Below are 26,926 nucleotides of genomic sequence, written 5' to 3' on the forward strand. Positions count from 1 at the left end.
GCGGTGGCGTGGCTGCACCCCACGCTCCCAGTCACCCCGGCCGACCGAAGGAAGAGCCTGGGCCCACTCGTTTCCAGAGCGCATGCCGGTTCACAGCGAGCCGGACGAGCGCCCCCTGACTTCGGCAAGTTGCAGTGCGAGTAGGCCCCGGCTCTGCGCTTTGCTTGGCCGGGGTGACAAACGGTCTGTGTCACAGGCACAGACCGACATAACGGATCCTGCCCCTGCCCCTGTCCCGGCCCAAATTCCAAAACTTCACTCCACCGCGAACAGCGACACCTTCACCGCCGCGGCCAGTCGCCGTCCGGTGCCGACGAAGAGCATCCGGTTGACCCACTCGTGGCGCTGGTCCCCGGTTTCCAGCCGGGCCGTGGTGCGGAAATAGTAACTCGCGGGATCGACGTCCTCGCCCCGGGCAATCGCTGCCAGAACGTCCGGCGGGCCGTGGCGCACGCCCTTGTTGACGATCTCGATCAGCGCCCCGTCGTCGGTCCGGAAGGCATAGCGCGTGTCGATGTCGGCGGAGCCGTCGCCGAAGACCGTCTGCCAGTCCGCTCCGAGATTCAGCACCGTTCCGCTGATCCTGCCCGACACGGCGCCCCCCGTGATCGGAATGATCCGGCGCTGCCCGGCCCGGCCCGGGCCCATTTCCATCGGCGCGCCGAGCGTGACCTCGACGTCGCAGAAATGGGTGAGGTCCGGAGCCTTCATGACAGCCCTAGCAACCGCGCTGCGTTGCCCTTGATGATGTCGGGCCTGAGCTCGTCCTTGATGGCGATCTTCTCGAAATCCGCCAGCCAGCGCTCCGGCGTGATCATCGGCCAGTCGGAACCGAACAGCACCTTCTTCTTCAGGATCGAATTGCAATATTTGACCAGGATTTCCGGAAAATACTTCGGCGACCAGCCGGACAGGTCGATATAGACGTTCGGCTTGTGCTGGGCGACGGCCAGCGCTTCCTCCTGCCAGGGGAAGGACGGATGCGCCAGGATGATCTTCATGTCCGGAAAATCGACCGCCACATCGTCCATGAACATCGGATTGGAATATTTGAGCCGCATGCCGTTGCCGCCGGGCATGCCGCTGCCGACGCCGGTCTGGCCGGTGTGGAACAGCGCGATGGCGCCCGCTTCCGCGATGGCCTCGTAGAGCTCGTAGGCCATGCGGTCATTGGGGTAGAAGCCCTGCATGGTCGGGTGGAACTTGAAGCCCTTGATGCCGAACTCCGAGATCAGCCTGCGGGCTTCGCGTGCGCCCAGCTTGCCCTTGTGCGGATCGATGGAGGCGAACGGGATCAGCACATCGTCATTCTCGGCGGCGAGCTCGGCGACCTCCTCGTTCTTGTAGCGCCGGTAGCCGGTCTCGCGTTCCGCATCGACCGGGAAGATCACCGCGGCAATGTTCTGTTCGCGGTAGTGGGCAGCGGTTTCCGGCACGGTCGGCGGATGTTTCCAGGGTGCGCGGAAATAGCTCGCCATCGTTGCCTGCAAGTCGTCGTAGCCGTCATCGGAATGACAGCCGCACGGCTCCTCGGCATGGGTATGGATGTCGATCGCCCGAACTTTCGAAATGTCGACCATGTCGGTTTTCCCTCAAATTGTGACCACAGCCGGGTCGTCGTCCCTGTAAAGCCGCTCCAGCAGCGCTGCACGGCGTGTCAGTACCTTGCGGAAGTTCAAGTTGCCCTTGGCCGTCATTTCGCCGTCCGGCATCGACGCCGGTTCCGCCAGCACGATGGCCCGCGACACCCGTGTCGAGCTGCCGCTGATTTCGCGCGCGCGTTCGCCGAGGCGCCGGTGAATTTCGCCCCGCAGCAACGCACAGGAAAGAGCGCCGCCGTCCGCTGTCAGATCGAAGCCCTCGCGGGTCAGCTCCTCGGCATTGGGAAAGACCATCACGCCGATCTGCTGGCGGTCTGCTCCGGTAATCACCAGGTCGGCGGCGAGCGGCGCCAGCAGCGACAGCATGTCGAGCCTCAGTTGTGCCGCGCGCACCCAGGTGCCCGACTGCAGCTTGAAGTCCTCGGAAATGCGGCCATCGAAGCGCATGCCCTTGTCCGGGTCGTCCGGGTCCAGGAACATCATGGCGTCGCCGGTGATGAAAAAACCCTCTTCATCGAACGCCTCTTTGGTCCGCTCGGGGTCGCCGTGATAGCCGGGCATGATATTGGGACCCTTGACGCGCACTTCACAGCGCATGTCCGCGTCCGGCAGGAGCTTGACGGTGACACCATTGACCGGAACCCCGACAATGCCCGAACGCGGCGCCGGCTCCTGCTGCATCATCGCGCAGGGCGCGGTTTCCGTCAGACCCCATGACGAGGTCATCAGCGGGACCTCGCCCGCCACCTCCATCGCCATGCGTTCGAAGCCGGACCAGACCTCCTGCGGCAGGGATGCGCCGGCATAGAAGATCAGGTCCAGATCCTGAAAGAAGCGCCGGCGCAGGTCCGCGTCTTTTTCCAGGGCCGACAGCAGCATGCCGAAACCGAGCGGCACGTTGAAGGCCAGTGTCCCGGTCTGCAGATTGAGGTTCTCGATCGTGCGCTCGAACAGACCCTTCACCGGCTTGCCGTCGTCGATGTAGAGACTGCCGCCATTGGCCAGCATCATGTTGAAATTATGCGATCCGCCGAAGACATGGTTCCAGGGCAGCCAGTCCAGGATGACGGGCGGGCGTCTGCGCAGGAACGGCAGGGCATCGGCCAGTTGGACCTGGTTGACGCACATCATCCGGTGGGTGGTCAGAACTCCCTTCGGACTGGAGGTCGACCCGGAGGTCATCAGGATCTTTCCGACCGTATCGGGCGTCACCTTCGAGAAGGCGGCATCCACATCGATGCCGCCGTCACCCTTGAGCAGATCGGCGAAGGCGGTCACGGCCCGTCCATCCGCTCTGCCCCCCGCTTTGCCCCCCATCTTGCCTTCCGGGTGGCTGGCGACGATCTCGACACCCTGAAGCGCCTCCAGGGCAAGGGCTTCGCCGAACCGGGCGGCATCGTCCACATAGGCCAGCTTCGGGTTGATCAGGCCGATGACGTCGCGCAGACGCCCGTGGGCCCCGTGAACCAGAGCGTATTGCTCGGCCACCGGAACCAGTGGCACGCCGACATACTGGGCAGCGAGCGCCAGGATGCCGTGATCGACACCGCTGCCGGACATCACCAGGATCGGCGTTTTGTCGTCCAGGCCCCGGGCCAGCAGCGCCGCACCGACGGCGCGTACCTTTTCCAGGACGCTTCTGTAGTTCTCCCCGCGCCAGCCGGCACCGCTGCGTTCGGCCAGGAAGACCCGCCCGGGCGCCGTGTCCGCCCACTGATGCAGCCAGTCGCCGGTCCGCTCCACGCTCGCGCTCAGCGGATGTTTCGAGCGCAGCAGGATCGAGCCGTCCGCGCGGGTCTGCCGTTCCACCGAATGAGGCTGAAAATCCGATGTGCGCTTCATCCTTGCTTCTCCCAAAAGCATCTCAGCCCTCCCGGCTGCGATTGGCTTCTATCAATTGCATCACCTTCATCGCACTCGTCAGCGCATCGGGACTGATGCCCTGCGTGAGCCGGTTCTCATGCACCTTGACGGCGGCAATCGCGTTGTCGCACAGGTGCCGTCCGGCCAGCGTTGCCTTGAGCGCATAGGCCCTGCGGTCCTGGGGCAGACGATCTCGGACGATCAGGTCGCGCCGCTCCAGTTCATCGATGATGACGACCAGGTTCGGCCGTTCGATATCCATCGCCTCGGCCAGTTGCGACTGGCGCAGGCCGGGATTGTCGACGATCAGGACCAGCGCCGAATAGGTGATCATCCTGAGATCGAAGGGCTTCAGCGTCCGGTTGAGATCCGACTGGATGACATTGAAGGTCCGCTTGATCTGATAGCCGTGAAACGACCGCAGGCAGCAGTCACTGACATGGCTGACGGTCGTCTGCAATTCGGGCGGAACAGGATTCTTTCTCATCGGATCACCTGAAGTTCGGGGAGCGTTTTTCCAGAAAGGCCGCCAGCCCCTCCAGAGCGTCCGGGCTGGTCTGGGTGATGGCCGCGCACAGGCTCTCGGTAAACAGGCCATCGGTCTTCGACATGTCCGAGATCCGCGCCAGCGCCTGGATCATGATGTAGTTGGACAGCGGTGCGTTTGACGCGATCTTGCCGGCCAGCTCCCGCGCCTTGTCGAGCGCCTCGCCTTCGCCGACCGTGTAGTGCGTCAGTCCGAGCGACTGGCCCTCCCCGGCGGAGTACCTGCGGCCCGTCAGCATCATTTCCGTCATCCTGTCCGCCCCCAGAATGCGGCCGACACGCACCGATGCGCCGCCGCCGACGAAGATCCCGCGCCGGCCTTCCGGCAACTGGAAGAAGGTCGACGGCTCGGCGACGCGCACATGGGTGGCGCTGGCAAGTTCCAGCCCCCCGCCGATGACAGCGCCGAACAGGGCGGAAACCACCGGCAGGCCGCCGAACTGGATCCGTTCCATCACCTGGTGCCAGCCGCGGGAGTGTCGCATGGTGCCTTCCGCGTCGCGGGCGACATGTTCGCTGAGGTCGAGGCCCGAGCAGAAATGTCCCGCCGTTCCGGTCAGCACCACGGCCTTGACCTCTTCCGGCGGTTTTGAAAAGAACCCGTCGATGGCCTCGAGCAGCGCGTCGCACATGGCGTTGCGCTTGTCCGGGCGGTTCATGGTCAGGGTCGCGACAGCGCCGCTCACCTCGATGTTCAGGATCGGTTCGCTCATCGATTTGTCCTCAGCGCGGCGGCAGGCGCACAGCGCCGTCCAGACGGATGGTCGTTCCGTTGAGGAACGAATTGCTTGCGATGTGCCCGGCAAGCAGGGCGAATTCGTCAGGCTCGCCCAGGCGTGGCGGGAACGGGATGTTGGCCGTGATCTTGGTGGTGACCTCTTCCGGCAGGCCCTCCATCATCGGCGTGCGGAACAGGCCCGGCGCGATTGCCATGACACGGATGCCGTGCTGGGCAAACTCGCGCGCAGCCGGCAGGCTCATCGCGGCAATTCCGCCCTTGGAGGCGGAATAGGCGGCCTGGCCGAGCTGACCGTCCTCGAAGGCGACGGAGGCTGTGTTGACGATCACGCCCCGCTCACCGGTCTCCAGCGGGTCTTCCCCGAGCATCCGCTTCGCCGCGTGGCTCATGACGTTGTAGGTACCGAACAGGTTCACCTTGAGCGTTTTTTCGAACGTGTCGAAGGACAGCTTGCCCTCCCGGCCGACGATGCGCGCGGCATGGCCGACACCGGCGCAATTGACGACGATCCGCGGCGCGCCCTCCAGCAACCCGGCAGCCTCGTCGAGCGCACGCCCGACGGCCGCTTCGTCGCTGACATCGGCCTGGACCGCATGGCCGCCGATCTCGCCGGCGACCATACGCGCCCTGTCGATATCGAAATCGAGCAGGACGACCCTGGTGCCCTGCGCCGCGAAATACCGGGCCGTGGCAGCGCCCAGGCCGCTGCCGGCCCCGGTCACCAGTGCGGTGTTGCCCATCAGCTGCATCGCGTTTGCTCCAGTTCAGTGTGATCTATCATTGTTATAATTCATATCTATTTGCATGTGACGAGACGCCTTGCCTGCCGTCCCGGCCTTCCGGGCGGCGCTAGCCGCCCAGAAGAAACAGTGTGATGGAAGGGAACAGCACCAGAAGGACAACCCGGACGATGTCAGAGGTAACGAACCACAGCACCGCCTTGTAGGTGTCCGTCATGGGTGTCGACCGGTCCATCGAATTGATGATGAACAGGTTCATGCCCACCGGTGGCGTGATCAGCCCGACCTCGACCACGATCAGGACGATGATGCCGAACCAGATCGCGACATGTTCCGGGCTCATGCCGAATTCCAGAACGCTGATCACCGGAAAGAAGATCGGAATCGTCAGCAGGATCATCGACAGGCTGTCCATCAGGCAACCGAACACCAGATAGAACAGCAGGATCAGTGTCAGCACCGTCCAGGGGCTGAAGCCCTGGCCGATCACCCAGCCGGAAAGTTCCTGCGGCAATTGGCTGAGCGCGAGAAAGCTGTTGTAGAAACTGGCGCCGAGAATGATGAAGAAGATCATCGCTGTGCTCATCGCCGTCTGGAGAATGCTGTCGAGAAACATCTTCCGGCTCAGGTTGCCGGAGACAAGGGCCAGCACGCCGGTTCCGGCCGCGCCCACCGCCGCACCTTCGGTCGGCGTGAACCAGCCCAGATAGATGCCGCCGACCACCAGCCCGAACACGAGCAGCACCGGCCAGACATCGAGCAGAGCCCGGATCCGCTCCGCATAGGGCACCGGCTCCCGCGTGCCCGCCGCACCGGGATTGACCCGCACATAGATCGAGATCGTGATCATGTAGCCGATGGCCGCCAGGATCCCGGGAATGAAGGCGGCCAGAAACAGCTTGGCAATGTTCTGTTCCGTCAGGATCGCGTAGATCACCAGAATGACGGAAGGCGGTATGAGAATGCCGAGCGTGCCGCCGGCGGCGAGCGTCGCCGTCGAAAAGCCGCCGGAGTAGCCGTAGCGGCGCAGTTCCGGCAGGGCGACACGGCTCATGGTCGCGGCGGTCGCCAGCGACGATCCGCAGATCGCCCCGAACCCGGCGCAGGCACCGACCGCGGCCATCGCGACGCCGCCCTTGCGGTGCCCGAGAAAGCTTTCCGCCGCCTTGAACAGCGATGACGACATGCCCGAATGTGTCGCGAACTGCCCCATCAGCAGGAACATCGGAATGATCGTCAGCGAATAACTGGAGAAGGTCGAATAGGTTTCGCTCTTGAGCTTCGACAGGAAGATGTTCGGGCTGCCGGTGGCCAGGTAAAGGCCGCCAAGTCCGCAGATCATCATCGCGAGCCCAATCGGCGCGCGCAGGAAAATCAGGACAAGCAGGACGGGAAAGGACAGGTATCCCAGTTCAAGCAGGCTCAATGGTCGGCCCCCTCGGCTTGCGGCTCGGTCCGGCGGCCCGTGATCAGCTCAAGGATCCGGACCCCAGCGCAATAAACCGCGACGAGCGAGGCCACCAGCGCGGCGCAGAAGCTCAGCGCGAACGACCACCAGATCGGAAATTGCAGCAGGAAGGTGGTCTCATTATAGCGCATCTTGTCTCCCATGCCCACGAACAGGCGCCAGGTGATCACGAGGATCAGCGCACTCAGAAGCACTTCCCAGAAGGTCTCGAGGAGCCGGTTCAGCCAGCGCGGAAATCCGTTCGCGAAGATATCGACGGTGGCATGGCCGCGCCGCAGCTGGCAGATCGGCAAAAAGGCGAAAATGGTGAAACTGATCCCGGCCTCGACGAGTTCGAAATCGCCCGATACCGGACCGACACCGGTCGCGATCAGGGCGTCGGCGGCACTTTGCGAAATCGACTTCAGGAATTCGGAATGTCCAAGCGTGTTCAGTCCGCGGCCCAGCACGCTGATGCAGGTCAGCGCGATCAGCGCCGTGAGCACCAGACCGCCAAGGATCGCCATGTAGCGCGCGAGGCGCTCCACCAGTGTGAGCAGCATTGTTCAAGTATCCTGTGGGAAGGTGGTCCCCGGAAGACATGCCTCCGGGGACCGTCCGCTATCGCGTGGTCAGTTGGCCATCAGTTCGTCGGCCCTGGCTTTCAGAGCCTTGCCGTCGATCCCCTTGGCGTCCATCTCCGCGAACCACTCGTCGATGCTGCCCTGGGCGGCGGCTTGCCACTCTTCAGCCTGCTCGGGCGTCAGCTCGATGATGTTGTTGCCCATCTCGACGGCCGCGGCACGCGGTCCGGCATCGTCCGCCTGCATCTGCTTGCCGGCGAACGCGGAGAATTCGACACCGGAATTGTTGTCGATCACCGCCTTCAGATCGTCCGGCAGGGACTCATACCGGTCCTTGTTCATCGCGAACAGGAAGGTGGTCGTGTACAGCGCGTTGCCCGGAAACTCGGTGTGGTTCTTCACCAGCTCGTTCACCTTCAGCGCACCGACAACCTCCCACGGAATGACGGTCGCATCGACCACGCCCTTGCTGAGCGCCTCAGGGATCGCCGGCACCGGCATTCCGATCGGCGTGGCGCCGAGATTGGAAAACAGCTTGTTGGTGACGCGGGTCGGCGCGCGCAGCTTGACACCGTTGAGATCCGACAGCGCGGTGATCGGCTTGCTGGAATGGATCACCCCGGGTCCGTGCACCCACAGGCCGAGCGGCTTGAACGGCGCGAACTCGGTGTCCATCATGGTTTCTTCGGCAAGGGTCCAGTAGGCCCGCGACATGGCCCCGGCATCGGTCATGGTGAACGGCAGCTCGAACACCTCGGCGCGCGGAAAGCGGCCCGGCGTGTAGCCGGCAACGGTCCAGACGATGTCGACGACACCGTCGACGACCTGGTCGATCAGTTCCGGCGGCTTGCCGCCCAGCTGCATGGCCGGATAGCGCTCGATCTTGATGCGTCCGCCGGATTCGGCTTCGACCTTGTCCGCCCAGGGTGTCAGGACGTTCTTTGGAACATTGGCCTGCGCCGGCAGGAACTGATGCATGCGCAACGTGACTTCCTGCGCCAGCGTGGTCGACGCCGCACCCGCAATCGCGATTGCGGAGACGGTCGCCGCCGCGGCCAGCCGGGCGAGTTTGCTATTCAAGTTGATCATGGTTTCCTCCCTGTTCGATCAACTTCGGGGCCTGACAGGGGTCCTCCTCCCCATCAGGTGATGGCTTATAATAGTTATATATTATAACTTTATTCAAGCCATTATTTCAGGGAAGGTCAGTCAGGACATGTCCCGTTTCCGCACAAGCGCTGTCTTTCGGCAAGCGTTTCCTCCCTTCCTGTCTCAAAGCATCACAACATATCGTGATTTTTACCGGAGTTTGTGATGAATTGATTTCGAACGCAAGGACTTCCGTGCGGCCAGCAGACGGAATGGAGAAAGAAACCTGCTCTTTCCAGATATTGGGCAGGTATCAGGCCGGATCCTGGCCGGCCTCACGGTGCTCTCCGAGAGGACGTTCCCATGAAAAATCCGGCGAGTCGATGAGAGCACCGCGCGCTTGTTCGAACGCACGCTGGCTCTCGTCGACCCGCCGGAAGGTGTCCGGCCTCACGCGGACCGGGAGGTCAAGGCCGGAGAGTGGACAAGTTGTTCGAACAGGCGCGCAACGGCTTCCGCTCCGGGATCGTTGTGGCCGGACAGGTTCGCCTCGGATACATAAGCCGCCCGGCCCGCCCGCGCCCGGGTGATGCGGGCGGTTGCGTCTGCGCCCTGGCGGGCTGATTCAGCGGCGACCCCGATACCGTTTTCCAGGCCATTCAGTGCCGGTAGAAGAGCGTCGATCATGGTCCGGTCACCCGGTCCGGCCCCCCCCACTTGCATGATCCGGTCGAGACCGGCCTTCAGTGCACCTATGGCACCGCGCCCGCTTGAGGACGCATCGCCCGCCGCCGCGAAGAAGATCGCCAGCAGCACCCCGGAAGAGCCGCCCATGGTCTGGCTGAGCTCCAGTCCGATAGCCCGGTAGAGCTGGGTAAGATCCGCCAGCGGCAGGCGGTCAAGGGCCTGGATCAGAGCCCGTGCCGCGGTTGCCAGCGTGCTGCCGGTGTCGCCGTCGCCGGATTTCGCATCCAGCGCGTTTAGGTCGTCCTCCGCAGCAATGAGGATATTGCAGCAGCGCTCGATGAATTGCCGCGTCTCGTCGTTGACCGAGGGCAGTGGCCGGATCGGCGCCAGTCCGTCCGGCAGCGGCCGCACCGAAACCGGGCCGAGCGCAAGGCAACCGGGCCAGGCCCAGGGCGCGACAGGCGCCTGCAGCAACGCTTCCTCCGATTTACCGACGGGCAGCAGCGACACGGAAAACCCGTGCATGTCCAGCGAAGTCATCAGAGCCGCCGGCCCGATCACCCAGCGAATCCGGCTGCCGATGCGTGACGCGGTCATTTCCTCAAGCAACACGGACATTTCAAGAGGCGTGGTGCTGCCGAGATTGTTCAGAATGGCCACATGCGGCCCGGGGGTCAGGTTCGGTTCCAGCCGGTCAACGACCATGGCCATGGCCGCCCGGGCATTGGAATAGTCGACCTGCTCGATCCCGGCTTCGCCGTGGATACCAAGACCGAGTTCTGCCTTGCCGGTAGCGATGCGGTCCTCCTTTGGTGAACCGGGAATTGTGCAGGTGTCGAGCGACATCCCGATGGAGATCGCTCCGTCGATTGCCCGCCCGGCCGCATCCGTGATGGTTTCCAGATCGGCCCCCTGATCGGCCAGTGCACCTGCAATCTTGTGTACGAACAGAGTACCCGCAACCCCGCGCGCCTGAGGCAGATCCGGCAGAGCGACATCGTCATCGACGATGACCATGCTGACCTTCAGCCCGAAGGCCCGGGCCCGTTCCGCCGCCAGACCGAAATTCAGCCGGTCGCCGGTATAGTTCTTGACGATCAAAAGGCAGCCGGCCTTGCCGGTAACGGCCAGAATGCCTGCCAGCACCGCGTCGACAGAGGGCGAGGCGAAAACCTCGCCGCAGACGGCTGCCGTCAGCATGCCCTGGCCAACGAAACCGGCATGGCTCGGCTCGTGGCCGGATCCGCCGCCCGAAACCAGCGCCACTTTCGACTTGTCCCAGTCCGTGCGCACGACAACCTTGATATGCGGGTACCCGTCCAGGCGGGCGAGCCGTCCGCCGGCGGTCCGGAGCATCCCGTCGATCGCTTCGGTGACGAGCGCTTCCCTGGTGTTGATGAACTGCTTCATATCCCGTCTCCTCATGCCAGAGAGTATTGGTTTCGACCCACCCGGCGGCCCTTTTCCGTCTGCCGGTGAGGCGCATCGACCAGTCCTGTGCGGAGAACTGGGCATGCCGTGCAGCGACGTCCAGCGGGCGGAACCGGGCCACCGCGGGCCACGATTGGAGGTCCTTCGGATTGCGTCCCGCCTCGTGTTCGAAAACTCAGAATGCCCTGCGACGCGCGTCTCGCCGAAGGGCCCGCAATCGCGGTCGGAAAAGTCATGTTCACCCCTCTTTGGTATCAGGCAATTCGAGCGCCGCTGGCGTCGAAGAAAAGCGGATTGCGCGGCTGGATGGCAAGCGTTTCGCCGGGCTCGTGGACCACGCGATTTTCCGAAAGGGTGACGATGTCGTGCCCGTCCAGAGACAGGTGCAGACGGGTCTGGTCTCCCAGGTGCTCCACCCGCGTGATCCGGGAGGGCTTGCCCTCTCCCTGGGCAACATGCTCGGGGCGAAGACCCATTGTCCTGGCACCGGCTGGAGCCCCGGCAAACATGTCCGCAGGCAGCACATTGATGCGCGGCTGACCAAGCCTCCCGGCCACATAGAGATTGACCGGGCTTTCATAGATCTCCCGCGGCGATCCGAATTGCACCAGGCGGCCCTGGTCCAGAACCCCGACATGTGTCGCCATGGTCATTGCCTCGATCTGGTCGTGGGTGACATAGAGCAGGGTTGCGCCGAGGCTCTCCTGAATACGCTTCAACTCGATCCTGAGATCGGACCTGAGCTTGGCGTCGAGAGAGCTCAATGGCTCGTCCATCAGGTAGATGGACGGATTGCGCACCAACGCACGGCCGATGGAGACCCGTTGCATTTCACCGCCCGACAGGTTGGTCGCCTTGTTGTGGAGCTTGTGCGAAATCCGCAGGACCTCGGCCACCTCCGCAACTTTCCGGTCGATCTCGTCAGCCGGCGTTTTCAGAATCGGAGAGCGCAGCGGAAATGCAAGGTTGTCGCGCACGCTCATATGCGGATAGAGCGAATATTGCTGGAACACCATGGCAACGTTGCGTTGCGCTGGCGTGTCGCCGGTGACATCTCGTCCGCCGATCACGACCTCGCCCGCGTCCGGCTGCTCGAGCCCCGCGATCAGCCGCAGGATAGTAGTCTTGCCGGCACCGGTCGGCCCGAGCAGCGTCACAAACGCCCCGTTGATGATTGTCATCGTCAGATCTTCGACGGCAACCGTTTCCCCGAATGCTTTCGACAGATTGGCGAGCCTGACCTCAGACATGTGCAAGCACTCCCTCGTTCAGCTCGGAGCGCAACGCCCGCCCCGATTGATTGTCGAAGAGGGTCACGCTCGGCCCGTTGAAATCCAGCCCGACGGTCTCCCCCGTGCGCACCGCCTGATCCGACGGTATCCGGGCCTTTAGTTCGCCATTGGCGGTCTTCACGGTGACAATCTGCGTGGTGCCGAGATATTCCGCTGCAACGACCTCTCCCCGATAGGGTCCGTTGTCCGTGAGCGACACCTGCTCCGGCCGTATGCCGAACACCATGTCGCCCTCGAACGGCTCTGTCTGCCTTGGCACAGCGATGTCCACATGGTGCAGGTTCACCGTCGAGGAGCCTGCGTGAACCTGACCGTGGAAGCGCAGGAAATTCATCGAGGGTGAGCCGATGAATTCGGCCACGAACAGGGTCGCCGGCTTGTCGTAGATGTCCTGCGGCGTGCCGAATTGCTCGATCACGCCGTGGTTCATCACAACGATCTTGTCGCCCATCTGCATGGCTTCAAGCTGATCATGAGTCACATAGACGGTGGTTGCGCCCATCCGGTCGTGCAGGGCTCGCAATTCCTCTGCCATGTGTTCGCGGAATTCCGCATCGAGCGCCCCAAGGGGCTCGTCCATCATGAAGGCCTTGGGGTCGCGGACGATGGCCCGGCCCAGCGCGACACGTTGACGATCACCGCCCGAAAGCCCACCCACGGGCCGGTCGAGAATGCCGGTGATGCCCAGGATTTGAGCGACCTCGGCAACTTTCTCGCGCACCTGGAGTTTCGGCATGCCCTGGCTGACCAGCGGATAGCTGATATTCCTGCGCACGTTCATGTGCGGGTAAAGGGCGAACATCTGGAAGACAAAGGCGATGTCGCGCTGACTGGCGGGTCTGCGGCCCACTTCCTCGCCATCGATATAGATCTCGCCGGCGGTCGGCAGTTCCAACCCGGCGATCATGCGCAAGGTGGTGGTCTTGCCGCAGCCGGAGGGTCCCAGCAGCATGAAGAACTCGCCGTCCTCGATCTTGAAGGAGGAGGATTGCACGGCCGTGAACGCGCCGAACTCCTTCCTCAGGTTCCTGATCACGATCTCAGCCATTCAGATCACTCCGGAAAGTGGCTGACGACGATGAACATCACCGTACCGATCAGCGTGACAATAAAGGAATAGGTGTATGCCCAAAGAACCAGCGGCTGCATCAGCATGATCACGCCAAGAGCGATCAGGATGGACGCCAGCATTTCCCAGGACCCGCGGCGAAAGTGGACAAGGCCGGTGACGAACGCACTCATTTACGCACTGCTCCGAAGGTGATCCCGCGCAGCAGGTGCTTGCGCAGAAGAATGGTGAAGACCATGACCGGGAGGAGAAACAGGGTCGCGCCGGCGGCGACCGCTGGCCAGTCCTGGCCGCCGACGCCGATGATCGTCGGGATGAACGGCGGCGCGGTCTGCGCCGTACCGGAGGTCAGCAGAACCGCGAAGGCGTATTCGTTCCACGAGAAGATCAGGCAGAAAATGGCCGTGGAGGCAATTCCCGTCGCCGCCTGCGGCAGCACCACCTTGAGAAATGCCTGAAAGCGCGTGTAGCCGTCGATCAGCGCCGCCTCCTCGTATTCACGCGGGATCTCGTCAATGAACCCCTTCAACAACCACACCGCCAGCGAGATGTTCACCGCCGTATAAAGCAGGATCATGCCGAGATGGGTGTCCGACAGGCCGAGCGTGCGGAACATCAGAAAGATCGGAATGGCGACCGCGATCGGCGGCATCATCCGGGTGGACAGGATAAAAAACAGGAGATCGTCTTTCAGCGGCACCTTGAACCTGGAAAAGGCATAAGCGGCCAGCGTTCCCAGGAAGACGGACAGGAAGGTCGAACCGAACCCGATGATCACGGAATTCAGGAACCGCTCGCCGTAGCGCGACGGCCCGGCGATGACCATGTCACGCTTGCGGACAATCTCCTCATACCATGTGGCCGGCGGCGGAAGGGCCTCCAGCTGCTCGGGCGATACCCGGGTCCGTGTGGTGAACAGGTTCACATAGCCTTCCAGCGAAGGCTGGAACGAGAGCTTGGGTGGATAGGCAATAGCATCGACCGGCGACTTGAAACCCGTTGTCAGGATCCAGACCAGCGGCAGCAACGTGATGACCGCATAGGCGATGACAAGCGACCCGGCCACCCATTTCTGCCGCGCGGACGGTTCCGTGATGGAGTAACTGCTCATCTTTCCTTCACCTTGTTGAGCGCCTTCACATAAATCGAAGCGAGGCCGAAGACGGTCACGAACAGGATGATCGCATAGGCAGATGCATAGCCTGTGCGCCATTTCTCGAATGCTTCGCGCTTGAGATTGATTGAGGTCAGCTCGGTAATCGAGCCCGGGCCGCCACCGGTCAATTGCACGACCAGATCGAACATCTTGAAGTTTTCGATGCCACGGAACAGGACGGCCAGCATGAGGAACGGCAGCACCATGGGCACCGTGATGGTCCAGAATTGACGCCACTTGCTGGCCCGGTCGATTTCCGCCGCCTCGTAGATGTAGTCCGGTATCGATCTCAGTCCGGCTAGACAGATGAGCATCACGAACGGGGTCCACATCCAGGTGTCGACAATCACGATGGACCAGGGCGCCAGCGCAACATCACCGATCATCTGGAACGAGGACGGGTCGACGCCAGTCAAAAAGGAAACCCCGTAGTTGAACAGGCCGATCTGCGGCTGATAGAGGAATGTCCAGAAATTGCCGACCACAGCGGGCGACAGCATCATCGGCAGCACGATCAGGGTCGTCCAGAGGTCGTTGCCCCTGAATTTGCGGTTGATCAGCCAGGCCAGCGTGAAGCCGATGAGCACCTGAAGAACAATCGTCCAGAACAGGAAATGCGCCGTCGCCTGCATGGTCAGCCAGATGTCGCCGTCGGTCAGGATGCGCTCGTAATTGCGCAGGCCGACATAGTCGATCTCCCGGTTTGGCCGGTTGGCGCGGAAGTTGGTGAAGCTCAGGTTGATCGTCCAGATGAGCGGAAAGATGTTGACCGCAAGCAGCAGGAAGATGGTTGGCGCGACAAAGAGCCAGGCAATGGTGCGGTCGGAGAACCCCCTGATTTTCGTCGCGACCGACGGTGGGGTCGCCTTAGCAATGTGGTCGATCGGTGTAACGGCCATGAGATGCTCTTCAATGGAAACGGTGCCGGAAAGAACCGGACAGAGCCCGGGTGAACGCCGGGCGGATTTCCGGCGCGGTCCCGGCGGCCATCCGCCGGTTGAAACTGTTTTGTCCTTGAGCAACAGCCGGCCTGGCGAAAACATGCGGGCCGGCTGTTTCTGTTCTCCGGATCAGAGCTTGCCTTCATCCTCGAAGGTTTCCGTCCAGTCCTCGATCAGCTTGTCGAGCGCCTCCTGGGCGGTCCCCTGGTCCGCCACGACGTAGTCGTGCAGACGCTTCTGCATGGCAAGAAGCAGCTCGGCATAGGCCGGCTCCTGCCAGAAGTCCTTGACGTTGTCCATGGCCAGAAGGAAGTCGGAGGCAAACGGCGCACTGTCCGGGAAACCCGGGTCGTTCAGCACGCTGACATGACAGGAATAGCCGCCAAGATCCCACCATTTCTTCTGAACGTCAGGCTGGGCGAACCACTTGATGTACTCAAGCGCCGCGTCCTGCTTGTCGGAATAGGCGACAACGGAAATCCCCTGCCCGCCAAGCGTCGACGCCTCGACGTTCTGGCCGGGATTGACGAAGAAGCCGATCTTGTCGCCGCCGACATCCGGATCCGCGTACAGTCCGGGGAAGAAGGCGAACCAGTTCATTGCCATGGCAACCTGGCCGGACTTGAAGGCATCAAGCGACTGCTCCATGTAGCTGTCGGTATAACCCGGAGGCGTCGCCGTCTGGTAGAGCTCCTTGTAGAACTCCAGCCCCGCGACCGCTTCCGCGGAATTGACCGCGCCTTCCATGTCGTATTTGCCTGGCGTCATCTCGTATTTGAAACCATAGGGATACATGGAACTGGTGGCACCCATCGTGATGCCTTCCGAACCGCGTTCGGTGAAGATGGCCGCGCCGTAGCGAGTCTGGCCATCGATTTCGCGTTCCTGGAAGAATTGCGCGATCTCCAGAAGCTCTGCCTGCGTTTTCGGCGGCGCCAGATCGCGGCCGTGCTTCTCCTTGAACGCAGCCTGGATCTCCGGCTTTTCGAACCAGTCCTTGCGGTAGAACCAGCCGTTGGCATCGCCCATGGCCGGCAGTGCGTAATAGTTCGGCGTTCCCTTCGGCCAGGTGGAGTAGGCATAGACGGTCGCTGCAGCGAAGTCGTCCATGCTGATGCTTTCCTTGTCGAAGAAGTCGTTCAGCTTGACGTAGTGACCGTTTTCCGCACCGCCGCCGATCCACTGGCTGTCGCCGATCAGAAGATCGCAGAGCTTGCCACCGGAATTCAGTTCGTTCTGCATGCGGTCCGCGAAGTTCGGCCAGGGCACAAACTCGAAACTCATCGAGTGCCCTGACTCGGCCTCGAATTCCTTGGACAATTCCACAAGCGCATTGGCCGGATCCCAGGCCGCCCAGCACAGCGTCAGGTCTTCGGCCTGCGCATTCGAAACAGTTAGTCCGCTGACCGCCACGATTGCGGTCGCCGCGAAAAAATTCGCAGTTTTCATCGGTGAAGTCCTCCCGAAAAGATCGCGCACCGGCGCATGCCGGGCGGTGCACTCCTCCAAGTGCCCGGCCACGGTAAGTGACATACGTATGTCAAGTCAACAAAAAAACTGACATACGCCTTTCTTTGAGTGTTTGGAAAGAGCTGTGCCGATCGGGCCACCCGGTCTGCCGTGATCTGTAGAGCGACCAGAATGAATGGAAGTTCTGCACTCGCGCCTGGCCGAAACCCGGCCTGAACAAGCGCGGAATCAGGTCAATACAGGTTTTCGCGCATGATGATCTCGATGCGGATCTTTTCCTGTGCCTCGTAGATGTCCCTGCCGTCGCACTTGGCACGCAGAACCCTGAGAGCGCTGCGCACGAGATGACCGACGTTCTGGGCAATCACCGCATCCAGTTCGCCGTCCGCCAGAGCCTGGCGAGTCACCGTGGTCAGGTCGTGCGCGATGACAACAAGCCTGCCGAGCTCCCCTTGCTCCCTGAGGGCATCCAGCATGGACGCGTTGCCCGAGCCCATGGAATAAACAGCCTTCAGGTCCGGATGATCCCGAAGCGCATGGGCCAGGGTTTCCCGAATACGATCCGGATCGTCGTGAAATTCGATCGTCGGCAACGCCTTCAGGTCTGGAAAATTCCGAGATAGCACCTCATCCAGCCCGAACCGCCGCTCGATGCTGTCGCGCGATACCATTGAGTTGGCCGCAACCAGAATGCTGCCGGTTTCATTGCGCAGGAATTTTCCAAGCAGGGCACCTGCTGTCTTGCCGGCGGAGAAATTGTCGATCCCCGCGAAGTAGTGACGGCCTGAATTTGGCAGATCGGAAATCAGCGCCACTACATAGACACCGGCACTTCTGATATGGGCAATCGCATCGCGCACGTGGGGCGTTTCCGGCACCATGATCGCCACCCCGTCCAGATCGGGCAGGTTCAGACGTTTCAGCTTGTCGACGACTTCATGCGGGTCCGCTGCGTTCACCAGAAGAATGCCGACGTCCGTGCGGTCTGCGACCTGCGCGCCCGAAGCCTCCTCGACGGCGGCAACAAGTGTCTCGATAAAGTGGTTTGGTCCGTCGGGAAGCACAAAAACAAACCGGTAGCGACGCTGCCTGGCGAGGTTTGCCGCAGCGGTGTCGCGCACATATCCCAGTTTCTGGACCGCCGCCTTGACCCGCTCCGCGTTCTTCGGGCGCACATCCGTACGGCCATTCAGAACCCTGTCAACGGTCGACAGGCTGACCCCGGCTTCGCGCGCAATATCGTGAACGGTTGGCTTGACCATGCCGCCTCCTCAGTCCGACCAATGTCGCGCGGCAACCTGACATACGTCAATCAGTTTTCCGCGGAACCGCTGCACTCTCACCAGAATTCTCCCAAGGATTTCAGGCGATTGCTGGTTCACCTGGCACCTGCATCAGACAGGCAGGCCTGTCCGCCAACACGAACACTCCAATAGGCTGATTCACCCGGACCGGCAAACCGGTGGATATCCGGACCTCAAGCCATGTCATCCAATCCACCCGGAACACCCGTCAAAGGCCACGACACCTTGTCTGTTCTTGTGGTCATGGTTTTTTTACAGTAAAGGGCACGACCGCAAGACACTCGGTGGGACGGCGCCGATCGTAGCCACTTGACCAGATGTCCGTGCCGCAAACCGGAAAAAGGCCCGATCAGGACCAGAAACGGAATCGCCAGTGCCCTCCGGAATAGACCTTGTCATTTTCGACTGCGACGGCGTGCTGATCGACAGCGAGGTCATCAGCGCCCGCATGCTGGTCGCCGAACTCGCCCGGCGCGATGTCCACATCACCATGGACTATGTCGCGCACCATTTTCTGGGCCGCAGCTATCCGGTGGTGCTGCAGCAGATCCGCCTGGAATTCGGCGTCGACTTGCCGCCGGAATTTGAAATCGCCTACCGGGCAAACCTGTTGAAGGCCTTCGAAACCGAATTGAGACCGATCAGCGGCGTCCGCCGCGCGATCGAACAATTGCGGACCGACTATTGCCTCGCCACAAGCTCCAGCCCGCCCCGCCTTGCCAGGTCGCTTGAAATTACCGGCCTGACCGACCTGTTCGAAGGACGCGCCACGACAGCCTCCGAGGTCGAGCACGGCAAGCCTGCGCCGGACCTGTTCCTGCTGGTCGCCGAAAGACGCGGCGTGGCACCGGATCGCTGCCTGGTGATCGAGGACAGCGAAAACGGCATCAAGGCGGGGCTGGCCGCCGGCATGCGGGTCTGGCGCTTCACCGGCGGCGCGCATCTCACCGCGCTTGCGGACGCGGAGAATGCGGCGGCAGGAGCCGCACGGACCTTCTCGTCCTTTGAAGATTTCTTCCGGATCGAGCCTGATTTGCAGTTGGCAGCGACCTGAAGACGCGCACCGGGCATGAGGCGATCCGCGTGTTTGCGGTACGGGTGCCCTGCGGGGAAATGACAACTGGATATTTTCTTACGCTACGTTAGCTTAAGTTGGATGCTCTAAATCCGGCCCGAACCGGAAGGTGTCCACGGATGCGTCCCAAAACACAAAAACCTGCGTTTTTTCCCTTGGTCGTGGCGTTCACGGCATTCGGGATCGGCGCTATCGCAGCCTGGCTGATCGCAAGCCAACAGCTTCATACGGTTCTCACCGACCAGAAAGACTATGTTGTCAAAAGAATAAGCCTTGAATTCCAGCATCGCGACAAACTGTTCCGGGCCTTCGCCGGCACTGCGAGCCAGGAGTGCTCGGAAACTTTGCTGGCGGACTTTCGCCGCGCGCTTTTCGAACACGACGGCGTCCGCGACATTGCCGTCTTTGACGATGACACCGGCGAAATCAGATGCACGGCCCTGCTCGGAGAGTTGAGCCGGCCGGTGAAACTGTCACCCGAGACCGGCATGGCAACCCCGACGCCGGATATGTCCGTCTGGATAGATCCTGAAGGTCTCGATTATCCCGGCGTGAAGAAATTCATTCTTTTCCAGCATGGTCCGGTCGCCGTCATTGTCTATCCCACATGGCCAGGTGACCTGCCCCCCGGCCGCGCCTGGGAAGTGACCGCGACTGCACCGGACGGAAAGACCGAGGTCACGACCCTTGGACAGAGCGGGGTGTCCCTGGATTACCAGCGCACGCGCTGGAATCCTTTCACCGCGTTCCTCTACCTGCGTTCCTGCGAACTGGAAAGCGGTATCATCTGCCTTTACCTGCAGGCCGGGGTGGGCGAACTGATCGTCACCGAATGGCCGCTGCTGATGACAGCCAATCTGTTCAACATTGCCTTGGCCGTCCTCGTTTTCCTTCAGATCCGCACCTACCTGATGAACCGCAATTCTGTCGCCGGCCGGGTCCGACGTGCAGTCCGCTCCGGTGGCGCTCAGTTCAGGTGTGTCTACCAGCCAATCATCGACCTGCGGTCCAGCCGGCTTTCCGGATGCGAGGTGCTCGCACGCTTCGAGGATGCGCACGGACTGCTGTCTCCCGCGGAGTTCATTCCGGAAATCGAACGCCAGCGCCTGACCTGGATCTTCACGGAAATCGTGCTCGCGCGCGCCCTGAAGGATCTGGAAAAGATCCTGGAAGCCCATCCGGAACTCGGCATTTCGGTGAATTTCTTTCCCGCCGACCTCGACGACGCCCAAGTCGACAGGCTCTGCACGAGCAAGCCGCTTCGGCGTGCCGCCCTCCGCAAGCTTCGCCTGTGCTGTGAAATACTGGAAACAGGCATACTCGACCCGGATCGCATGCAGAAGGTCCATGGCTTCCTCGACCGGTGCGGTTTCCTGATCGCAATCGACGATTTCGGAACCGGCTACTCCAACATTGCCCAGGTCAGGAACGGCCACATCGATCTCATCAAGATCGATCGCTCCTTCGTTCAGGAGCTCGACAGAAAACTGCCCGCCATGCGGGGAAACCTTGTCGCCCCCATGATCGAGATCGCCCGTTCGATCAATGTCGATGTCGTCGCCGAAGGTATCGAAACGGAAGCCCAGTTGTCACAGATCATGGATCTGAAGGTGCGTTACGGCCAGGGATATTTCCTCTCGAAACCCCTTGAAATCGACGACTTCCGGGAGTTCGTGCACGCGGACCTGAAAAACGCGCCCAGCACCGTCGTCAGGCTGAAAAAATCCTGACCCTGCAACCGCCCGGGAAAGAGAAATTTCGCTGGACGACTCGCGGCAAGCAACGCGAACATTTGCATCTTTGACGGATTTCTTTCAGCTTGTGCCCCCATTGCGACGAGACTGAAGGCGACATGAAACAGAAGAACCCCGCAGAGGCCACACGTCTCGACGACGCCGCACGAGCCGGCTGGCTGTACTATGTGGCCGGAAACACGCAGGATGAAATCGCCCGCAAGCTCGGAGTCTCGCGGCAGTCGGCGCAGCGGCTCGTGTCGCTGGCCGTCAGCGAACGGCTCGTCAAGGTCCGGCTCGATCATCCCATCGCCCATTGCATGGAACTGAGCAGCCGGGTGAGCGACCGTTTCGGACTTCAATCCTGCGAGGTCGTGCCGAGCGATCCGGACGCGCCATCGTCGCCGATCGGCATTGCCCAGGCGGCTGCGGCCGAGATGGAGCGCCATTTCAGCTCCCGGCAGCCCAGGATCATAGCCTTCGGCACCGGACGGACCCTGCGCGCCTGCGTCGACCAGCTTCCCGCCATGGATTGTCCGCAGCACCGGATCGTCTCGCTGCTGGGCAACATGATGTCGGACGGGTCCGCATCGGCCTACAACGTGATCATCCGGCTCGCAGACCGCGTCAATGCCCGCCATTATCCAATGCCCCTGCCGGTATTCGCACGCTCCCGCGAGGAGTTGCACCTCCTGCACAATCAGGAAGCGGTTCACAATATTCTCGACCTGATCCGCCAGGCCGACGCAACCTTTGTCGGCATCGGCAACATGGGCCCGAGCGCTCCGCTTGCCATGGACGGCTTCGTCAGCCTCGACGAAATGCGGGCGCTGGAGAATGCCGGAGCGGTCGGCGAGATCACCAGTTGGGTCTATGACCGCAACGGGGACCTGATCGAGGGACACACCAACGATCTGGTTGCAAGCGCCCCACTCCTGCCGGCGGGCGACAAACCCGTCTACGGCGTGGCCGCCGGCAGCACCAAGGTACCGGGCATGCTGGGGGCCCTGAGAAGTCGTTTGGTCAATTGCCTGATCACCAATGAGGCCACCGCTGAGCAATTGCTCAAAGAGTGAGCTTTTTCTCACTTATTATAAACAATTGATATTTATACTTATTTTGCACTGCAGCGATGATTGTTTGATCAGATTCATGATTCATCGCTTGACTCGAACACAGCTTCGTTGCGAATATTTGCTCGCAAGAATGGCAAATGCCCAATCTCGCTTGGGAGGATAAATATGACATTTCATACCCGTGCGCTCCTCGGCGCATGTGCGGTTGCAGCACTGTGTGTTCCGGCAACTGCAGACACGCTCACCATCGCGACCGTCAACAACGGCGACATGATCCGCATGCAGGGTCTGACCAAGGATTTCACCGACAAGACCGGCCACACCGTCGAGTGGGTCACGCTTGAGGAAAATGTCCTGCGCCAGCGTGTGACCCAGGACATCGCCGCCAAGGGCGGCCAGTTCGACATCATGACCATCGGCATGTACGAAACACCGATCTGGGGCAAGCAGGACTGGCTCGTCGCACTCGACGATCTGCCGGCAAGCTACGACACCGACGACATCCTGCCAGCCATGCGCGGCGGCCTGTCGGTCGATGGCACGCTCTATGCGGCGCCGTTCTACGGTGAAAGCTCCATGATCATGTATCGCACCGATCTGATGGAGAAGGCCGGGCTGGACATGCCCGACGCGCCGACCTGGGAATTCGTTGCCGACGCGGCTCGCAAGATGACCGACAAGGACAACGAGATCTACGGCATCTGCCTGCGCGGCAAGCCGGCTGGGGCGAGAACATGGCGTTCCTGACCGCAACCGGCAATGCATTCGGTGCACGCTGGTTCGACGAGGACTGGAAGCCCCAGTTCGACACGCCCCAGTGGAAGGAAACGCTCTCCTTCTACATCGACCTGATGAACGAAGCCGGCCCTCCGGGCGCCTCCACAAACGGCTTCAACGAAAACCTGTCGCTGTTCCAGCAGGGCAAATGCGGCATGTGGATCGACGCCACCGTGGCGGCCTCCTTCGTGACCAACCCGGATGACAGCACGGTCGCCGACAAGGTCGGCTTTGCCCTGGCACCGGACACCGGCCTCGGCAAGCGTGGCAACTGGCTCTGGGCATGGGCGCTCGCCATTCCGGCAGGCACCCAGAAGGAAGCCGCCGCCAAGCAGTTCATCGAGTGGGCGACGTCCAAGGAATACCTGGAACTCGTTGCCGCCAATGAAGGCTGGGCGAACGTTCCTCCCGGCACCCGGACCTCGCTTTACGAGAACCCGGAATATGCCAAGGTGCCGTTTGCGAAAATGACCCTGGACAGCATCAACTCCGCTGATCCGACCGATCCGACTGTCGACCCGGTGCCCTATATCGGCGTGCAGTTCGTCGCTATCCCGGAGTTTGCCGGCATTGCGACCCAGGTTGGCCAGGAATTCTCCGCGGCGCTTGCCGGCCAGCAGACGGTCGACGAAGCCCTTGCGAAGGCACAGACCCTGACGGCCGAAGAAATGGAAGCCGCGGGTTACTAGGACTTCGCAACTTCAATCGAGGGGGCGGGACCCGTCCCGCCCCCTCTCTCTCTTCTTGAATTAAGACGTTTTCACCCATCAGTGACGGCAAGGCCCGTCGACAGATCAGGTGTGACCATGGCAACCCAGCATTCCCGTTCCGCCGCCCGCATCATGATGGCTCCCGCCGTCGTCCTGCTTCTCGGCTGGATGCTCATTCCGCTGACGATGACCCTCTACTTCTCGTTCAAGAAATACCTGCCGCTGCGCGGTGGTGATCTTGGCTGGGTCGGGTTCGACAATTACGTCCGCTTTGTCTCCTCCAGCGCCTTCTGGCCGAGTGTCCAGACGACCCTCGTCATCGTCGGCGGCGTCCTCGTGATCACCGTCGTGCTCGGCGTCCTGCTCGCGGTCCTGCTGGACCAGCCGCTCTGGGGCCAGGGCATTGTCCGCATTCTCGTGATCGCGCCCTTCTTCGTGATGCCCACGGTCTCGGCGCTGGTATGGAAGAACATGTTCATGGATCCCGTGAACGGTCTTTTCGCGCATCTTTGGAAATTCTTCGGTGCGCAGCCGGTGGAATGGCTCAGCGATGCCTCGCTGTTCTCGATCATTCTGATCGTGTCGTGGCAATGGCTGCCCTTCGCAACGCTGATCCTGCTGACGGCGATCCAGTCGCTCGACAGCGAGCAGCTCGAGGCCGCCGAAATGGACGGCGCCCCGCCGCTGTCCCGCTTCGCCTGGATCACCCTGCCGCATCTGTCCCGGGCCATCACGATCGTCGTGCTGATCCAGACGATCTTCCTGCTGGCGGTCTTCGCGGAAATCTTCGTGACCACACAGGGCTCGTTCGGCACACGGACACTGACTTACCTGATCTTCCAGCGCGTCCTGGAAAGCCAGAATGTCGGTCTCGGTTCCGCCGGCGGTGTTTACGCCATCATTCTCGCCAACATTGTCGCGATCTTCCTGATGCGCATTGTCGGCAAAAATCTGGACTCGTGAGGAGGTAAAGACCATGGCCCGCGCAGTCACCAATCGCCGCAAGGCCGTCAACACGCTGATCGCGTGGAGCATCGGCCTGCTGATCTTCTTTCCCATACTCTGGACGATCCTGACCAGTTTCAAGACAGAGGCCCAGGCGATCAACGATCCGCCGCTGTTCCTGTTCTTCGACTGGACGCTTGAAAACTACTCCGTCGTCCAGGAACGCTCCGACTACATGCGCTTTCTCTGGAACTCGGTGATCATCGCCGGTGGCTCGACGATCCTCGGCATCCTGATCGCGGTGCCTGCCGCCTGGTCGATGGCCTTCGTGCCCTCCAAGCGGACCAAGGACATCCTGCTGTGGATGCTGTCGACCAAGATGCTGCCGGCGGTCGGCGTTCTCTACCCGATCTATCTGCTGTTCATCCAGTTGGGCCTGCTCGACACCCGCGTCGGTCTCACACTGGTGCTGATGCTGATCAACCTGCCGATCATCGTCTGGATGCTCTACACCTACTTCAAGGAAATCCCGGGAGAAATTCTTGAAGCGGCCCGTATGGACGGCGCGTCCCTGAAGGAAGAGATCCTCTACATCCTCACGCCGATGGCGATACCCGGAATTGCGTCCACCTTGCTGCTCAACATCATCCTGGCCTGGAACGAAGCGTTCTGGACCTTGAACCTGACCGCGGCGAAAGCCGCCCCCCTCACCGCATTCATTGCCAGCTATTCCAGCCCGGAAGGTCTGTTCTACGCCAAGCTGAGCGCCGCCTCGACCATGGCGATCGCGCCCATCCTCATTCTCGGCTGGTTCAGCCAGAAACAGCTTGTGCGCGGCCTCACCTTCGGCGCGGTCAAATAGAGAGAGACAGAAAAATGGGTCAGATCACTCTCAACCAGATAACCAAGAGCTTCGGCGACGTTCAGGTGATCCCGCCGCTGGACCTTGAGATCAACGACGGTGAATTCGTGGTCTTTGTCGGCCCGTCGGGTTGCGGCAAGTCCACGCTCCTGCGCCTGATCGCGGGCCTGGAGGACGTCAGCAGCGGCGACATCACCATCGATGGCAGAAACGCCACCGAGGTGCCGCCGGCCAAACGCGGCCTTGCCATGGTGTTCCAGTCCTATGCGCTCTACCCGCACATGTCCGTGCGCAAGAACATCGCCTTTCCGCTGCGCATGGCGGGCCTCGACAAGGCCGCCCAGGACGCCAAGGTGGAAGCGGCGGCCAGCGTCCTCAACCTGACCGACTATCTCGACCGCCGGCCGGGCCAGCTTTCCGGCGGCCAGCGCCAACGCGTCGCCATCGGCCGTGCCATCGTGCGCGAGCCCGCCGCCTTCCTGTTCGACGAACCGCTGTCGAATCTGGACGCGGCCCTGCGCGTCAACATGCGCCTGGAAATCTCCGAACTGCACCAGACCCTCGAGACGACCATGATCTACGTGACCCACGATCAGGTCGAGGCCATGACCATGGCCGACAAGATCGTCGTGCTGCAGGCCGGTGTGATCGAGCAGGTCGGCTCGCCTCTTGATCTCTATCACGCGCCCCGCAACAAGTTCGTCGCAGGTTTCATCGGCTCGCCCAAAATGAACTTCCTGATGGGGACCTATGCGGCCGACTATGGCGCCACCACGATCGGTGTGCGGCCGGAACACCTGACGGTCTCATCGAGTGGCGGCAAGTGGAGCGGCAAGGTCGGCGTTTCGGAACATCTGGGATCCGACACGTTCCTTTACGTCGACGTCGACGGTCTGGACGAGCCGATGACCGTGCGGTCCTCCGGCGAGGTCAATTTCCGCCATGGCGACACCGTTCACCTGACCCCGGACCCGGAAAAGATCCACCGGTTCGACGATCAGGACCTGAGGATCCCATGAAGCGTCTGGACGGAAAATCCGCGCTGATCACCGGTGCCGCCCGCGGCATCGGCAAGGCCTTCGCCGCGCGCTATGCCGCGGAAGGTGCCACGGTTGCCATCGCCGACATCAATCTTGCAGGCGCCGAGCAAGCAGCAACCGAGATCGGATCGAACGCTTATGCCGTCGCGCTCGACGTGACCGACCAGGCGTCGATCGACGCGGCAATCGCCACCGTTGAACAGACCGCGGGCGGCCTCGACATCCTGATCAACAACGCCGCGCTGTTCGATCTGGCACCCACCGTCGAGATTTCGCGCGAGAGCTGGTCCAGGCTTTTCGACATCAATGTCGGCGGCACGCTGTTCATGCTGCAGGCGGCCGCGAAGTCCATGATCCGTCGTGGCCGGGGCGGCAGGATCATCAACATGGCCAGCCAGGCGGGCCGGCGCGGCGAAGCACTGGTCGGCGTTTATTGCGCGACCAAGGCGGCCGTGATCAGCCTGACCCAGTCGGCCGGCCTCGACCTGATCCGGCACGGCATCAACGTGAATGCCATCTCTCCCGGCGTGGTTGACGGCGATCACTGGGACGGCGTCGATGCCCTGTTCGCCAGATACGAAGGCCTGCCGCCCGGCGAAAAGAAGGCGGCCGTCGGCGCGGCCGTTCCCTTCGGCCGCATGGGCACCGCCGATGACCTCACCGGCATGGCCGTTTTTCTGGCGTCCCCCGATGCCGACTATATCGTCGCGCAAACCTACAACGTCGATGGCGGCAACTGGACGAGCTGA

24 protein-coding genes and 1 pseudogene are annotated in these 26,926 nt (G+C 61.9%); 8 read left to right on the top strand and 17 right to left on the bottom strand.

The window, feature by feature from the left end; translation table 11 throughout:
• Nucleotides 1-255: 255 nt before the first annotated feature.
• The 17 genes from WNZ15_RS09415 to WNZ15_RS09495 form a co-directional block, all read right to left on the bottom strand.
• The gene (locus tag WNZ15_RS09415) at nt 256-711 is read right to left on the bottom strand and encodes a DUF3237 domain-containing protein (RefSeq protein ID WP_342892712.1); all 456 of its coding nucleotides are present in this window, start codon (nt 709-711) and stop codon (nt 256-258) included.
• On the bottom strand, nt 708-1,580 hold the full coding sequence (locus WNZ15_RS09420; protein ID WP_342892713.1) for an amidohydrolase family protein: 873 nt from the start codon (nt 1,578-1,580) through the stop codon (nt 708-710). Before WNZ15_RS09420 ends, WNZ15_RS09415 begins: the two co-directional genes overlap by 4 nt.
• A 12-nt stretch (nt 1,581-1,592) precedes the next feature.
• Nucleotides 1,593-3,443 carry a feruloyl-CoA synthase gene (locus WNZ15_RS09425; protein ID WP_342892714.1) on the bottom strand — a complete coding sequence of 617 codons (1,851 nt, stop codon included), beginning with the start codon at nt 3,441-3,443 and terminating at the stop codon, nt 1,593-1,595.
• Nucleotides 3,444-3,465: 22 nt separating this feature from the next.
• Nucleotides 3,466-3,951, bottom strand: coding sequence for a MarR family transcriptional regulator (locus WNZ15_RS09430; RefSeq protein ID WP_342892715.1), 486 nt, complete (start codon nt 3,949-3,951; stop codon nt 3,466-3,468).
• Nucleotides 3,952-3,955: 4 nt separating this feature from the next.
• Complete coding sequence (locus tag WNZ15_RS09435; protein WP_342892716.1) at nt 3,956-4,723, bottom strand: crotonase/enoyl-CoA hydratase family protein; 768 nt, start codon at nt 4,721-4,723, stop codon at nt 3,956-3,958.
• Between the two features lie 10 nt (nt 4,724-4,733).
• Nucleotides 4,734-5,498: an SDR family NAD(P)-dependent oxidoreductase gene (locus tag WNZ15_RS09440; protein WP_342892717.1), complete on the bottom strand. Its 765-nt coding sequence runs from the start codon at nt 5,496-5,498 to the stop codon at nt 4,734-4,736.
• A 100-nt stretch (nt 5,499-5,598) separates the two neighbouring features.
• Nucleotides 5,599-6,915 carry a TRAP transporter large permease gene (locus WNZ15_RS09445; RefSeq protein WP_342892718.1) on the bottom strand — a complete coding sequence of 439 codons (1,317 nt, stop codon included), beginning with the start codon at nt 6,913-6,915 and terminating at the stop codon, nt 5,599-5,601.
• Entirely contained in the window at nt 6,912-7,499 is a 588-nt protein-coding gene (locus tag WNZ15_RS09450; protein WP_342892719.1) for a TRAP transporter small permease, read from the bottom strand. Before WNZ15_RS09450 ends, WNZ15_RS09445 begins: the two co-directional genes overlap by 4 nt.
• A gap of 69 nt (nt 7,500-7,568) precedes the next feature.
• Entirely contained in the window at nt 7,569-8,609 is a 1,041-nt protein-coding gene (locus WNZ15_RS09455) for a TRAP transporter substrate-binding protein (RefSeq protein WP_342892720.1), read from the bottom strand.
• A gap of 450 nt (nt 8,610-9,059) precedes the next feature.
• Complete coding sequence (locus WNZ15_RS09460; RefSeq protein WP_342892721.1) at nt 9,060-10,706, bottom strand: dihydroxyacetone kinase subunit DhaK; 1,647 nt, start codon at nt 10,704-10,706, stop codon at nt 9,060-9,062.
• A 275-nt stretch (nt 10,707-10,981) separates the two neighbouring features.
• Nucleotides 10,982-11,977 carry an ABC transporter ATP-binding protein gene (locus tag WNZ15_RS09465; RefSeq protein WP_342892722.1) on the bottom strand — a complete coding sequence of 332 codons (996 nt, stop codon included), beginning with the start codon at nt 11,975-11,977 and terminating at the stop codon, nt 10,982-10,984.
• Nucleotides 11,970-13,067: an ABC transporter ATP-binding protein gene (locus tag WNZ15_RS09470; RefSeq protein WP_342892723.1), complete on the bottom strand. Its 1,098-nt coding sequence runs from the start codon at nt 13,065-13,067 to the stop codon at nt 11,970-11,972. The genes WNZ15_RS09465 and WNZ15_RS09470 overlap by 8 nt, the downstream gene beginning before the upstream one ends.
• A gap of 5 nt (nt 13,068-13,072) precedes the next feature.
• The gene (locus tag WNZ15_RS09475; protein ID WP_342892724.1) at nt 13,073-13,261 is read right to left on the bottom strand and encodes a hypothetical protein; all 189 of its coding nucleotides are present in this window, start codon (nt 13,259-13,261) and stop codon (nt 13,073-13,075) included.
• Nucleotides 13,258-14,199 (bottom strand): carbohydrate ABC transporter permease, encoded by a 942-nt coding sequence (locus WNZ15_RS09480; protein WP_342892725.1) that lies wholly within the window; start codon nt 14,197-14,199, stop codon nt 13,258-13,260. The genes WNZ15_RS09475 and WNZ15_RS09480 overlap by 4 nt, the downstream gene beginning before the upstream one ends.
• Complete coding sequence (locus WNZ15_RS09485; protein ID WP_342892726.1) at nt 14,196-15,143, bottom strand: sugar ABC transporter permease; 948 nt, start codon at nt 15,141-15,143, stop codon at nt 14,196-14,198. The genes WNZ15_RS09480 and WNZ15_RS09485 overlap by 4 nt, the downstream gene beginning before the upstream one ends.
• 171 nt (nt 15,144-15,314) lie before the next feature.
• The gene (locus WNZ15_RS09490) at nt 15,315-16,634 is read right to left on the bottom strand and encodes an extracellular solute-binding protein (RefSeq protein WP_342892727.1); all 1,320 of its coding nucleotides are present in this window, start codon (nt 16,632-16,634) and stop codon (nt 15,315-15,317) included.
• A 254-nt stretch (nt 16,635-16,888) separates the two neighbouring features.
• Complete coding sequence (locus WNZ15_RS09495; RefSeq protein ID WP_342892728.1) at nt 16,889-17,917, bottom strand: LacI family DNA-binding transcriptional regulator; 1,029 nt, start codon at nt 17,915-17,917, stop codon at nt 16,889-16,891.
• Between the two features lie 415 nt (nt 17,918-18,332).
• On the opposite strand from WNZ15_RS09495, the gene WNZ15_RS09500 reads away from it, so the two are divergent.
• The 8 genes and pseudogenes from WNZ15_RS09500 (at nt 18,333) to WNZ15_RS09535 (ending at nt 26,926) form a co-directional block, all read left to right on the top strand.
• A complete protein-coding gene (locus tag WNZ15_RS09500; RefSeq protein WP_342892729.1) occupies nt 18,333-19,013 on the top strand; it encodes an HAD family hydrolase in 681 nt (226 codons plus the stop codon).
• Between the two features lie 140 nt (nt 19,014-19,153).
• On the top strand, nt 19,154-20,764 hold the full coding sequence (locus tag WNZ15_RS09505; protein WP_342892730.1) for an EAL domain-containing protein: 1,611 nt from the start codon (nt 19,154-19,156) through the stop codon (nt 20,762-20,764).
• A 122-nt stretch (nt 20,765-20,886) separates the two neighbouring features.
• Nucleotides 20,887-21,843: a sugar-binding transcriptional regulator gene (locus tag WNZ15_RS09510; protein ID WP_342892731.1), complete on the top strand. Its 957-nt coding sequence runs from the start codon at nt 20,887-20,889 to the stop codon at nt 21,841-21,843.
• A gap of 165 nt (nt 21,844-22,008) precedes the next feature.
• A pseudogene (locus tag WNZ15_RS09515) lies at nt 22,009-23,309 on the top strand (sugar ABC transporter substrate-binding protein).
• Between the two features lie 117 nt (nt 23,310-23,426).
• Nucleotides 23,427-24,293 (top strand): sugar ABC transporter permease, encoded by an 867-nt coding sequence (locus WNZ15_RS09520; protein WP_342892732.1) that lies wholly within the window; start codon nt 23,427-23,429, stop codon nt 24,291-24,293.
• Nucleotides 24,294-24,306: 13 nt separating this feature from the next.
• Nucleotides 24,307-25,137, top strand: a complete 831-nt coding sequence (locus tag WNZ15_RS09525; RefSeq protein WP_342892733.1) for a carbohydrate ABC transporter permease — start codon at nt 24,307-24,309, stop codon at nt 25,135-25,137.
• A gap of 14 nt (nt 25,138-25,151) precedes the next feature.
• Complete coding sequence (locus WNZ15_RS09530) at nt 25,152-26,156, top strand: ABC transporter ATP-binding protein (protein ID WP_342892734.1); 1,005 nt, start codon at nt 25,152-25,154, stop codon at nt 26,154-26,156.
• Entirely contained in the window at nt 26,153-26,926 is a 774-nt protein-coding gene (locus tag WNZ15_RS09535) for an L-iditol 2-dehydrogenase (RefSeq protein ID WP_342892735.1), read from the top strand. Before WNZ15_RS09530 ends, WNZ15_RS09535 begins: the two co-directional genes overlap by 4 nt.

The sequence above is a fragment of the Roseibium sp. AS2 genome (genome assembly GCF_038900065.1).
GTDB lineage: Bacteria > Pseudomonadota > Alphaproteobacteria > Rhizobiales > Stappiaceae > Roseibium.